The 12,272-nt window shown below is 61.4% G+C and carries 13 protein-coding genes; 4 read left to right on the top strand and 9 right to left on the bottom strand.

Translation table 11 applies throughout. From position 1 onward, the window contains the following. Positions 1–19 precede the first annotated feature (19 nt). The 6 genes from ispH to HQL56_02060 form a co-directional block, all read right to left on the bottom strand. The gene (ispH, locus tag HQL56_02085; GenBank protein MBF0308304.1) at positions 20–943 is read right to left on the bottom strand and encodes a 4-hydroxy-3-methylbut-2-enyl diphosphate reductase; all 924 of its coding nucleotides are present in this window, start codon (positions 941–943) and stop codon (positions 20–22) included. 14 nt (positions 944–957) lie between these two features. Continuing rightward, positions 958–1,893, bottom strand: a complete 936-nt coding sequence (locus HQL56_02080) for a dihydroorotate dehydrogenase (protein ID MBF0308303.1) — start codon at positions 1,891–1,893, stop codon at positions 958–960. A gap of 32 nt (positions 1,894–1,925) precedes the next feature. After that, positions 1,926–3,326, bottom strand: a complete 1,401-nt coding sequence (locus tag HQL56_02075) for a phosphomannomutase/phosphoglucomutase (GenBank protein MBF0308302.1) — start codon at positions 3,324–3,326, stop codon at positions 1,926–1,928. A 4-nt stretch (positions 3,327–3,330) separates the two neighbouring features. Continuing rightward, complete coding sequence (locus HQL56_02070) at positions 3,331–4,647, bottom strand: UDP-glucose/GDP-mannose dehydrogenase family protein (GenBank protein MBF0308301.1); 1,317 nt, start codon at positions 4,645–4,647, stop codon at positions 3,331–3,333. 19 nt (positions 4,648–4,666) lie between these two features. Then, positions 4,667–5,560, bottom strand: a complete 894-nt coding sequence (gene galU / locus HQL56_02065) for a UTP--glucose-1-phosphate uridylyltransferase GalU (protein MBF0308300.1) — start codon at positions 5,558–5,560, stop codon at positions 4,667–4,669. An 81-nt stretch (positions 5,561–5,641) separates the two neighbouring features. Then, complete coding sequence (locus HQL56_02060; GenBank protein ID MBF0308299.1) at positions 5,642–6,022, bottom strand: hypothetical protein; 381 nt, start codon at positions 6,020–6,022, stop codon at positions 5,642–5,644. Between the two features lie 199 nt (positions 6,023–6,221). Between HQL56_02060 and trpB the strand changes: the two genes are divergently transcribed. The 4 genes from trpB (at position 6,222) to HQL56_02040 (ending at position 8,936) form a co-directional block, all read left to right on the top strand. Beyond that, positions 6,222–7,457 (top strand): tryptophan synthase subunit beta, encoded by a 1,236-nt coding sequence (trpB, locus tag HQL56_02055; GenBank protein ID MBF0308298.1) that lies wholly within the window; start codon positions 6,222–6,224, stop codon positions 7,455–7,457. 3 nt (positions 7,458–7,460) lie between these two features. Continuing rightward, the gene (locus HQL56_02050; GenBank protein MBF0308297.1) at positions 7,461–8,258 is read left to right on the top strand and encodes a tryptophan synthase subunit alpha; all 798 of its coding nucleotides are present in this window, start codon (positions 7,461–7,463) and stop codon (positions 8,256–8,258) included. Between the two features lie 223 nt (positions 8,259–8,481). After that, positions 8,482–8,742 carry a DUF4258 domain-containing protein gene (locus tag HQL56_02045; GenBank protein ID MBF0308296.1) on the top strand — a complete coding sequence of 87 codons (261 nt, stop codon included), beginning with the start codon at positions 8,482–8,484 and terminating at the stop codon, positions 8,740–8,742. Next, positions 8,739–8,936 carry a DUF2283 domain-containing protein gene (locus tag HQL56_02040; protein ID MBF0308295.1) on the top strand — a complete coding sequence of 66 codons (198 nt, stop codon included), beginning with the start codon at positions 8,739–8,741 and terminating at the stop codon, positions 8,934–8,936. The genes HQL56_02045 and HQL56_02040 overlap by 4 nt, the downstream gene beginning before the upstream one ends. A gap of 53 nt (positions 8,937–8,989) precedes the next feature. On the opposite strand, the gene HQL56_02035 is transcribed toward HQL56_02040, so the two are convergent. The 3 genes from HQL56_02035 to HQL56_02025 all read right to left on the bottom strand — a co-directional run bounded on the left by HQL56_02035 (position 8,990) and on the right by HQL56_02025 (position 12,200). Then, the gene (locus tag HQL56_02035) at positions 8,990–10,603 is read right to left on the bottom strand and encodes a VWA domain-containing protein (GenBank protein MBF0308294.1); all 1,614 of its coding nucleotides are present in this window, start codon (positions 10,601–10,603) and stop codon (positions 8,990–8,992) included. A gap of 617 nt (positions 10,604–11,220) precedes the next feature. After that, complete coding sequence (locus HQL56_02030) at positions 11,221–11,766, bottom strand: RNA polymerase sigma factor (protein MBF0308293.1); 546 nt, start codon at positions 11,764–11,766, stop codon at positions 11,221–11,223. Between the two features lie 77 nt (positions 11,767–11,843). Then, a complete protein-coding gene (locus HQL56_02025; GenBank protein ID MBF0308292.1) occupies positions 11,844–12,200 on the bottom strand; it encodes a translation initiation factor Sui1 in 357 nt (118 codons plus the stop codon). Positions 12,201–12,272: the final 72 nt, after the last annotated feature.

Genomic DNA, 12,272 nt, shown 5'->3' with positions numbered 1-12,272 from the left:
ATATTGAAAGCCAAAGGATTCAACCCTGCAATCCTTTGGGAAGTGGAAAGAACATCTTCTCCTCGCTGACGGAGAGACACTCCACCCGCTCCGGGGGAACTCCCAACCACGCCAGCAAGTCATCCACCAGAATCTCCGGGGCGGAGGCTCCCGCAGTCACTCCCAGAACCGCAACCCCTTCCAGCCACTCCTGTTGCACGTCACGGGCCGACTCGATCAAATAGGCCCGAGCCCCCATGCGCTCGGCCACCTCGCGCAGCCGGTTGGAATTGCTGCTGTTGGGCGCCCCCAGAACCAGAACGCAATCACAGACGCGCGCCAGCTCCTTGACCGCGTTCTGGCGATTCTGCGTGGCGTAGCAGATATCCTCCCGGGCCGGCTCCCGAATCGACGGGAAACGCTCTTTCAGGCCGGCCACCACCTCCGCCGTCTCATCCACCGACAAGGTGGTCTGGGTGATGAAACCGACGGGGCGATCCTCCTGAATGTCCAACCGCGCGATCTCTTCCGCTCGGGAGATCACCTTCATCTTTCCCGCCGGCAACTGCCCCATGGTGCCTTCCACCTCGGGATGGCGCTGATGGCCGATCAGGATCACCTGCCGCCCCTCCCGGTCCATGCGTTGCGCCTCGCGATGCACCTTTTCCACCAGGGGACAGGTGGCATCCAATACCTTCAGACCCCGCCCCCGGCCCTCTTCCTCCACCGCCTTGGAGACCCCGTGGGCGGAAAAGATCACCACCGCCCCCTTGGGCACCGCCTCCAGCTCCTGAACGAAAATGGCCCCCTTGCGGCGCAGATCCTCCACCACCCAGCGATTATGCACGATTTCGTGACGCACGTAGATGGGCGGTCCGAACGTCTCCAGGGCCTTCTCCACGATGGCGATGGCCCGATCCACCCCGGCGCAGAAACCGCGTGGCTGGGCCAGAACGACTCGCAGCAGCGAAGACTGTGTCATGCCCCCCCCACTCCCAGAGTGCCGGTCAAATCGCTCACCCGCGAGACGCCCTCCTCCTCCAGATAGCGACGCATCCCGCTCACCACTTTGCCCGGAAGCAGCGGCTGACGAAAGAGCGCCGTACCCAATCCGATGGCGCTGGCCCCCGCCAGAAAAAATTCGATGCCGTCCCGGGCCGAAGCGATGCCTCCCTGCCCGATGATCGGCACCTTTTTCTCCCGCAGCTCCTGCCAGACCTGCCAGACCTTCAACAAAGCGATCGGTTTGATGGCCGGGCCGGACAAGCCCCCCTGGACATTGCCCAGAATCGCTTGCCGATTGCGGATATCGATGGCCATGCCCATCAGGGTGTTGATCACCGACAGTCCGTCGCTGCCGGCCTCCATGGCCACCCGCGCCATCAGGCGAATGTCGGTCACGTTGGGGGAGAGCTTGGTGAACAGCGGTTTGGAAGTGGCCTTGCGCACCTCCGCCACCACCCGCGCCGCCACCTCCGGATCGGCGCCGAAAGCCGCGCCGCCCTTCTTGACGTTGGGACAGGAGATGTTGATCTCGATACCCGCCACGGGGCTGTCGTCGAAGATGCGGGCCACCTCGCCGTACTCTTCCACCGTGGATCCGGCGATGTTGGCGATGAGCTGCACCGGCCAGGGCGCGAGCCTCCCGGTCAGACGCGGCAGAATGGTCTCGACCACCGCCCGCGCCCCCGGATTTTGCAAGCCGATGGCGTTGAGCAGCCCGGAAGGCGTTTCCGCCACCCGATGGGGCGCATTACCCGCCCGAGGCTCCAGGGTGGTGCCCTTCAGACAGATGGCCCCCACCGCCGACCAGGGAAACCCCTTGATGTGAAACAGATCCTCTCCGAAAGCGACACAGCCGGAAAGCAGCACCACCGGTGTGGCCAGCGGAATGCCCGCCAGGTTCACCGACATCTCCGCCGCCGTCAACAGCTCCTTCTTCGGTTTCATGCGGGCTCCCAGGCGGGGAAGGCAACCCCTTCCTCGGCCAACTGCGCCGAAACCAGGGCCACGATCTCATCCAGCCGCTCCCGGCTGACCGCTTCCGCACGGGCCACCAGCGCCGGCTGGGTGTTGGACACCCGCAACAGCCACCAGCCGCCCGGCAGCTTCACCCGCACCCCGTCCACGTCGGAAAACTCTTGCCCGGAGGCCTTCTGCCGCTGCAGCACCCGCTCCATGACCCCGAACTTGCGTTCGTCCTCACAGAAGAGGCGCATCTCCGGGGTGGAGCAGACCGGCGGCAGGTCGTTCAAACGCTGCGGTAACGGCTCCGGCGCGGCGACCGCCAGCTCCATCAGGCGCACGGCGGCGTAAAGGGCGTCGTCGTAACCCAGATAGCGATCCGCGAAAAAGAGGTGCCCGCTCATCTCCCCACCCAGCGGCGCTTTGGTCTCCTTCATCTTGGCCTTGATCAGGGAGTGGCCCGTCTTCCACATCAGGGGCTTGCCCCCGGCCGCCGCCACGGCGTCGAAAAGCACCTGGGAACACTTCACATCCCCCAGAACCGTGGCCCCCGGCTGCCGGGTCAGCAGATCACGGGCGAACAGCACCAGCATGCGATCCCCCCAGATGATACGCCCTTCGGCATCCACCGCGCCGATGCGATCCCCGTCCCCGTCGAACGCGATGCCCAGCTCCGCTCCCGTCTCCTTCATGCGCGCTTTCAGATCGTGCAGATTTTCCGCTACCGTCGGATCGGGGTGGTGATTGGGAAAAGTGCCGTCGACTTCGGCGAAGAGAACCTCGCCTTCCACCCCCGGCAACCGTTTCAACAAAGCCGGGGCCACCACGCCCGTAGCCCCGTTGCCGCAGTCCAGGATGACCTTCAAGGCACGGCCCGGACGAAAATCCCGCGTCAGCCGCTGCAAATAGCTTTCCAACACCTCTTCCCGCCGCACCGAGCCGCCGGAACGATCCTGCTGCACCCCCTCGGCGAGCAGATCCCGCAGGCGTGTGATCTCCGCCCCGTAGACCGGATGCCCGTCCAGAGTCATCTTGATGCCGTTGTAATCCGGGGGATTGTGGCTGCCGGTCAGCATCAGACCGCCGTCCGCGGCGAAATGGTGGATGGCGTAATAGAGCCCCGGCGTGGGAACCAGACCCACATCGACCACCTCCGCCCCGGCCCGGCGCAGGCCCTCCGCCATGGCCGCCGCCAGCGAGGGCGACGACACCCGCCCATCCCGACCCAGAGCCAGACGCAACGGACGATCCGCAACGCCCAGTTTGCCCAAAGCGTGATGCACGAACACCCGCCCCAGCTCCAGGACCAGCTCTTCCGTCAGGTCTTTGCCCACCACGCCGCGAATATCGTATTCCCGAAAAATGAGCGGATTGGCCTTCATGGTCTCAGCGCCCCACGCACACGTATTGGAAGCCGGCCCGGCGCATGGTGTCGGGCTCGTAGATGTTGCGGAAATCGCACAGCAGGTACTCCCCATGCTCCCGGGGCCGCATGATCTGCTTGATGCGATTCAGGTTCAGATTGCGGAACTGATTCCACTCCGTCAGGATCAGCAGGGCGTCCGCGCCCTCGCAGGCGGCATAGACGTTCTCCACGTAGGTGATATCCGGCAGGAACTGCCTGGCCTCATGCATGCCTTCGGGATCGAAGGCTTTCACCTTGGCCCCTTCCGCCACCAGTCCGGGCAGAATGGTCAGGGAGGGGGCGTCGCGCATATCGTCGGTATTGGGTTTGAAGGTCAGCCCCAGCACGCCGATCACCGCCCCCTGCAAGGGAGCCCGAAAAGCCTCCTTGATTTTGGTCACCATGCGTTCCTTCTGCCGCTGGTTGGCCGCAACCACCGCCTCCACGACCGTGGCCGGCTCGCCGTATTGCGCCGCCGTGCGCATCAGCGCCAGGGTGTCCTTGGGGAAACAGGAGCCGCCGTAACCCGGACCGGGGTGCAGGAACTTGCTGCCGATGCGCTGGTCAAGCCCCATGCCCTTGGCCACCTTGTGGACATCGGCTCCCACCTTCTCGCACAGATTGGCCATCTGGTTGATGAAGGTGATTTTGGTGGCCAGAAAGGCGTTGGCGGCGTATTTGATCAGCTCCGAGGAGGGAATGTTGGTCCACAGAATCGGGGTTTCGATCAGGTAGAGGGGACGGTACAACTCCCGCAACAGCTCCACCGGCCGTTCGGAATCGACCCCGATGACCACCCGGTTGGGTCGCATGAAATCCTCGATGGCCGAACCTTCCCGCAGAAATTCCGGGTTGGAGGCCATGGCGAAGTCGGCGTCCGGATTCTCTTCCCGGATCAACTGGGCCACCTGGGCCCCGGTACCCACCGGCACCGTCGATTTGGTCACCACCACCGTGAAACCCTGCATGTGCCGCGCAATGGTGCGGGCCGCGTCGAAAACGTAGCTCAGGTCCGCCGCGCCGTCCTCCTTGCGTTCCGGCGTGCCCACCGCGATGAAGACCACATCCGACTGGGCCACCGCCGTGCCGGTGTCGGTGGAAAAATGCAGCCGCCCCGCCTGATGGTTGCGCACCACCAGCCGGTCCAAACCCGGTTCGTAAATGGGAATCTCTCCCCGGTTCAGCCGCTCGATCTTGCCCGCATCGGTGTCCGTGCAGGTTACATCCACACCGAATTCCGAAAAACAGGCCCCCGATACCAGACCAACGTATCCGGTGCCAATCATGGTTATACGCATTTTGACCATCCTTGGTTAGTCAATTCTGGGGAGAATGCCATTTGGCAAGCTGTTCCTGCATGAACGGCAGCAGGGTGGAACGCATTTCGGAACGTTCCAGAGCGTAATAGAGATTGGCCATCTGAAAACCGGTCTTGCTGCCGCAATCGAAGCGGGTTCCCTCGAAACGGTAGCCGTAGAGGGACTGTTTGACCAGAAGCTGGGCCATGGCGTCGGTGAGCTGCACCTCGCCTCCGGCCCCTTCCCGGTGCTGCCCCAGAAGGGGGAAGATCTCCGGCATCAGGATGTAGCGTCCGATGATGGCCAGGGTGGAGGGGGCGTTTTCCGGCGACGGTTTTTCCACCAGCCCGCGTACCCGCACCACCGTATCCTGACTCGGACCGCCTTCCACATCCAGAATGCCGTACTTGTCCGTATCGCCCCGGGCCACCTCGCGCACCGCCACGATGGAGGCCTCGTACTGCTCGAACTGCTCCACCATCTGCTTCAGAACCGGAACCTCGGCATGGACCAGATCGTCCGGAAGGATGACCGCGAAGGGTTCCCGTCCCACCAGCTCCCGGGCGCACCAGACCGCGTGCCCCAGACCGTGGGGCAGGTTCTGGCGGGTATAGACCATGGTGCCGGAGTCGGGCACCACATCCCGCACCGCCTTGAGCAGCGCCTCCTTGTCCCGGCTTTTGAGATTCTGTTCCAGCTCGGGGACGTAGTCGAAATGGCTCTCCATGGCGCCCTTGTCCCGACCCGTCACGAAGATGAACTGCTCGATACCCGCCTCGCGGGCCTCTTCCACCGCATACTGGATGAGCGGTTTGTCCACCACCGCCAGCATCTCCTTGGGCACTGCCTTGGTGGCCGGCAGAAAACGTGTTCCCAACCCCGCAACCGGGAATACAGCCTTGCGTACCTTCATCATGGTGGTCAATTCATGGCACAGGAGAGAGGTTCACCAGGGCGGCGAACACCGCCCTGGAATCCGGAAAATCACGTTGCACTAATTGTTCTTGGCCCCCTGGTTGACCCAATCCCGGAGGATTTTGGTCTCGCATTTGGTCAGCCGTTTGCGATTGTGCGGCATGCGAATACCCGCCTTGCCTTCCACCATCACGTTCAGATTGCTCACCATGGCCTGGCCCGGCACCACCACCGGTCCGAAGCGGGTGCCCCGCATCAACCCTTCGAAGGTCTCCATGTTCAATCCGGAGTAGACTTCCCCCGGTCCACCGGTACGATGGCATTCCAGGCAACGCATCTGCAGGATGGGCATGACATCTTCCCTGAAACTGACCTTGGTGGAGGGCAGTTCCTCCTCCGTGGCCGCAACCCCCGAAACCACCGACACACTCAGACCTACCGCCAGCAGGAATGCGGTCATTTTCCCAGTCATGATCGTTCCTCCTCTCCAGTATCGGGTGGACCAGCCACCATTGTGCCCATTTTTTTATAGATGATATCTCTTGCTCTCGTCGTGCGCCACCTAATACTTGCCGAAAATGCGCCAGCTCTGGTCCGAAACGGTGTAGCCGGTTAAACTGCCGACGTGGCTCCCCTTCCCACCATCGAAAGAGCGTTCCATGAAAGCTGGCTATTTCGGTCCCTTCGGCGGGGCCTTCATCCCGGAAATTCTGCATGAAACCATCCGGCAACTGGCGGTTGCCTTCCGGGAGGCCAAGGAAGATCCCCAATTCTGGGCCGACTATCTGCACCTGATGGAAAACTACGCCGGTCGCCCCACGCCCCTGACCTTCGCGGAGAACCTTTCCCGGGATTTCGGGCGGCGTCTCTACATCAAGCGGGAGGATCTCAACCAGACCGGGGCTCACAAGGCCAATAATGTCATGGGACAGGGCTTGCTGGTCAAGCGCATGGGCAAACGGCGGGTCATCGCCGAAACCGGCGCCGGGCAGCACGGCATGGCCACCGCCACCATGGCGGCGCGGCTGGGTTTGGAGTGCGTCATCTACATGGGCGCCAAGGATGTGGCCCGGCAACGGCCCAACGTCTTCTGGATGGAGCGGCTCGGCGCCCGGGTGGTTTCCGTCACCTCCGGCTCCCAGACCCTCAAGGACGCCATCAACGAGGCCATGCGCGACTGGGTTGGCAGCATGGAGGATACCCATTACGTGCTGGGCACCGCCTGCGGCTGCCATCCCTTTCCGGAGATGGTCTCCTGGTTTCAGTCCGTCATCGGTCGGGAGGCCCGGGAGCAGATTCTGCGTCAGGAGGGACGTCTGCCCGATCGGGTCTATGCCTGCGTGGGTGGCGGTTCCAACGCCCTGGGCATCTTTCAGGGCTTTCTCAACGACACGGTGGAGCTGATCGGCGTCGAAGCGGGTGGCAAGGGATTGGAGAGCGGGCTGCACGCCGCCCGGCTGGCATCCACCGAAGGCCGTATCGGCACCGCTCAGGGCTATCGCACCTATTTTCTGCAGGACGAGGACGGCCAGATGCGGGAGACCCACTCCGTGGCCGCCGGGCTCGATTATGTGGGGGTTTCCCCCATTCTGGCCCATCTGAAGGAGAACGGTCGCATCCGGTTCGAAGCCGCCACCGACAGCGAAGTGGTTGAAGCCCTGCAACGGCTGATGCGGCGGGAGGGTATCATTCCCGCGCTGGAGTCGAGCCACGCCCTGGCCGCCGCCTTCCGGGAGATGCCCGGTTTGCCTGCCGGTGGATTGGTGATCGTCAATCTTTCCGGACGGGGCGACAAGGACATCTTCACCATCGCCGACGCCCTGGAGGATCGACCCTGGCGGGCCTTCATCCAGGAAAAAGCCGCCCAGTACGCCGCCCTCGACAAGGAGTCCTGAGTCATGACCGCCTCTCCTCTGGAAGCAACCCTGCGCGCCGCACTGAACAAGCGTCGTGAAGCCGGTACGGCGCAACCGGTGCTGCTCATGTCCCATCTGGTTCTGGGTTATCCCTCTCTGGAGGAGAACCGGCGCGTCATCGCCGCCATGGTGGCGGCGGGAGTCGATATCATGGAGCTGCAAATTCCCTTTTCCGAACCCATGGCCGATGGTCCGGTCATTGCCCGGGCCAATCAGGAAGCGTTGGAGCGGGGTTTCAAGGTGAGCGACGGTTTGCGTTTCATGAAGGAGATCGTCCGGGATTTTGCGATTCCCTTTTTAGGCATGACCTATTGCAACATCCTTTTCGCCCGCGGGGTGGATCGGTTCATGGAGGAGACGGCGGCGGCGGGATTGCAGGGTTTGATCATTCCCGACCTGCCGCTGGAGGAGGCCACCGAGGCCATGGCGGCGGCCACCACCCGAAAGATGGACTGGATCCAGCTTTTCACCCCCATGACCACCGATGCCCGTCTGGAGGAGTTGGGGAAACCGGCCAGCGGCTTTGCCTACTGCGTGGCCCGCAAAGGGGTCACGGGGCAGGAGACCGATTTCGGGCGCAGCCTGGGAGGGTTTTTGCAGCGCTGCCGCCGGGTGACTTCGGTACCGCTGGCGGTGGGGTTCGGGGTCAAGGGGCCGGAGGATGTCGCCGCCCTGGCCGGTATTGCCGAAATCGCCGTGGTGGGTTCCGCCGCCATCGATATTCACGATCGGAAAGGGGCGGAGGCGGTGGGAGAGTTCTTCAGGGGCCTGCGGAGTTGAGTATGATTCCGTTGCCTTTCAATATATTATCCTTTAAAAAGTAAAAAAAGGAAATGTTCTGTCCTTTGACTTTCCGGCCTTGATCATCGTTTGGGCCAAACCGGTCGGGAAGTTGGGACAGATCCGGAAATTGATGCGTTTTTCCAATCAGATGCCCGTCAAGAAGGCAGACGCGACGACCCATTGGCCAAAACGATGATCAAGGCCCAGAAAGCAAATTCTATTGCACCACCGATTTTCTCAACACGCCTTGGAGGAGATGGCCCAACGTAGCATCAACAAAGATGTTGTCGAGGCCATTCTGTCTGAACCGCAGCAAATCGTTCCGGAAAGAGCAGGCTTGGTTGCTTATCAATCGATTGTTGATTTTGAAGATAAAGGTGTATTTCTGGTCAGAGTGATCATCAATCCGATGACAGATCCTGAAGTGGTTGTCACTGTTTATCGTACCAGCAAAATCAACAAATATTGGAGAACACCATGAAAGTCACCTATGACCCGGAGGTGGATGTCATGCGCATCCTCTTCAATGATCACCACATCGAAGAAAGTGATGAAGCAAAACCCGGTGTCATTCTGGACTATGACCAGGCAGGAAATCTGGTGGGGATGGAGATTCTGCAAGCCAGCACGCGCATGGACAACCCCCGTGCCGTGGAATATGCCGTGGTCGGGTAACCCCATCTGATCCCGCCGGGGAGGAGCAATCCTCCCCGGCCTTCCCGGTCACTTCAGGGTTTGTCCATCGCCTGCATCAGACGCACCATCCCCACGAACTCCGCACGATAGCCGAACTCATCCTTGCCTTTGGCCTCGTTGGCCAGATCGATGATTGCCTTGTAATCGAAATCTCCCAGATACTTCCCACCCCGCAGCTTCTGACCGAACGCCGCCACCGCCGTGGCGAACCGGGCCTCGGAAGAAGCATCCTGTAACCGCGCCACCGCATCACGTTCGGTCACGGGACGGGTTATCAGCTTGCTGGTCTCCTCCTTGGGCAGTTTGTAACGGATCTTGAGAAAGGCGTACTCCGCCTTCGGATCCACAACCGCCTGCTCTTCCGCCTTGGCTTCCGCCCCATAACGCAACGGGTCGATCATCGTTCCACGGCTGCCCACCGGGACAATCTCATAAAGCGCCGTCACCCGGTGTCCGGAACCGATGTCACCGGCATCCACTTTGTCGTTGTTGAAGTCTTCCCGCTTCAGGGCGCGGGTTTCATATCCGATCAGGCGATACTGCGCCACCCGCGCCGGGTTGAACTCCACCTGGATTTTGACATCCTTGGCAATGGGAAAGAGGTTGGCGGAAGCCTCCTCAACCAACAGTTTGCGGGCCTCGTTCAAGGTATCGACGTAATTGGCCACGCCATTGCCGTTCTGCGCCAGATCCTGCATCAACCGGTCGTGATAATTGCCCCGACCAACTCCCAAAATCGACAGGAAGACTCCGGTCTTACGTTTTTCCGCCACAAAGCCTTTGAGCGCCTCGGGATCGGTGATGCCGACGTTGAAATCCCCGTCCGTGGCCAAAATCACCCGGTTCACCGCCTCGGATTTGAAGTTCTTCTGCGCCAGCTCATAAGCCAGACGGATGCCCTCTCCACCCGCCGTCGATCCACCCGCCTGCAACTGCTCCAGCGCCGCGAGAATTTTGCTCCGTTCCTTGACCGGCGTCGGCTCCAGCACCGTGCCGGATTTCCCGGCATACACCGCCAGGGAGATCAGGTCTTCCGCTTCCAGATGGTTCACCAACATGGCCAGGGACTGCTTGACCAGCGGCAGCCGGTCCGGTGCATTCATGGAGCCGGAAACATCCACCAGGAAGACCAGATTGGCCTGGGGACGCTTCTCCCTGGACAGCTCATAGCCCCGGATGCCGATCTGCATCAGGCGCGTCTCGGGATTCCACGGCGAGGGATAAAGGTTTACCGAGGTGGCAAACGGCTCCGTGCGCTCCTTTGGCAACGGATAGTCGTAATCGAAATAGTTGATCATCTCCTCCACCCGCACCGCATCCGGCGCGGGTTTTTGTCCGCTGTTGATCAGCCGGCGCACAAAGGCATAGGAAGCGGTATCCACATCCACGGAAAAAGTGGAAACCGGATGCTCCCGGGTGACCTGCATCGGATTGTCGTCAAAGGCACGAAAGCGATCCCGGTTTTCCTCGACCACCAAAGGCGCAGGCGCGATTTTGGCCAAGCCCGACACCGTCGGCATGGCCTGGGCTTCGGTCTTTTTGTCCGAACCCGTCGTCCTTGCCATCGATGCGTCGGTCGGAGCCGATTCGGCCATATGCTTCAATATCGCCGATTCCAGATTGAACATCATCGGTTTGGATGGCATTGGCTCCGGCTTGGACAGTTTGGGCTCCGGTTTGGGCTCCGGCCTGGGTTCCGGTTTGGGTGCGCGTTTCGCTTCCGGCCCCGGCACCGCTTCACGTTGGGCAAGCCGGTTGGCCTTCTCCCTGTCCTGGGACTGATTGATGGCGCGATCCCCCTGTGGAGCGGGCGCCGGGGAAGGGGAAAGTGCTTTCGCCGGTTGTTGCGGTGTGGCGGTCAATCCGTCTTGGACATTCCCTAACGGGAGGGGAACCGTCGCCGGAGGAGCGCCTTCGAGCGAAGTCGTCGGCATCCGGCCGGTTTGCAGGCTCTGTTTCATGTCCGGCTGGACGATCAGCAGCGTTACGCAGGCCGCCGTCACCAGCAACGCCGTGATGTTTTTCCAATTTTGCCAGGTGGTCATTGTCCAATCTCCCATGAGGTGTCGAATCCATGCTCTCACGGGATTGAGACGAGGCGGCGGCGGGAATCCTTGGAAAATATTTTGAGGTTGGGCTGAAAAAGCCGAAAGGGCCGTTTCGATGGCTTTGCGACGGGCCTCTTCCCCGGCGGGGGGCACCGGAGTCTCCTGGAAGGCCTTGTTCAGGTCGTCGTCATGAAGATCACGGGGGCTCATGGGCGTCAACCTCCTTGATCCAGACAGAGGGAGAGGCGTTTGCGCGCCTCCGACAGACGCCAGGAGACGGTTCCTTCGGCGCAGCCCAAGGCTTGTCCCGCCTGACGATGATTGAGTCCCTCGGAGTGAACCAACAGCACCGCCGAGCGCAAGGTTTCCGGCAGCAGGGCGATGCAGCGCAGAATCAACCGGGAGAGAAGATGGCGTTCGGGGTCGAGGGTCGTACCGGGCAGCGCATCCAGTTCCAACCCGTCGTCTTCCCGTTCCCAGCGGGTACGTCGGGAACGCAGATAATCCCGGGCGGCATTCAGGGTCAAACCGTGCAACCAGGTGGAAAAGGCGGCCTCACCGCGAAACTCCCCCAAGGAGCGCACCAGTTTGAGGCAAACCTCCTGGGCAATCTCTTCCGCGTCTTCGCGAATACCGCAGCATCGATAGGCCAGTCGGTAGATCTGATGGTAATGACGTTCCAGCAGACTCCCGAAGGCCTGACGGTCGCCATGACGCGCCCGGTGAATCAGGAGGTTGTTTTCGGAATCCGGGTCGGTCATGGTTCCTGTCCGACGAGTTGGCTGCTTGTTGGCAACATCCTCGGAAGATGGGGGATGGTCCGGTCAAGCAGCCGGGTTTATCCCCCCGCCCGTTTGACCCGCATGCCCCGCTTTTGCAGATGTTCCATCACCCGTTCGACATGGTCCCCCTGCACCTCGATCACGCCGTCCTTCACGGTGCCGCCCGAGCCGCACAGGGTTTTGAGTTCCTTGCCCAGTTGTGCCAGAAACAGGGGGTCTCCGGCAACGCCTTTGATCACCGTCACCTCTTTTCCACCCCGGCCCTTGGTCTCCCGCTGCACCCGCACCACCCCGTCAGACGGGAGAACAGGACCCTTTTTGCGGCAAATACAGTTTGTTGCCGGTTTGCCGCATTCCGGACACATTTTGCCAAGCTCGGTAGAGTAAACCACTCGTTGAGTATTCGTTGCCATGAGAATCACATCCTTTCAATATATTTCTTTAAGTATCAAAAATAGGAAATGTTCTGTCCTTTGACGTTAGAT

The organism is Magnetococcales bacterium, assembly GCA_015231925.1.
GTDB lineage: Bacteria > Pseudomonadota > Magnetococcia > Magnetococcales > JADGAQ01 > JADGAQ01.
The sequence above is the reverse complement of the archived record's forward strand: the minus strand, read 5'-3'. Positions and strand labels throughout refer to the sequence as shown.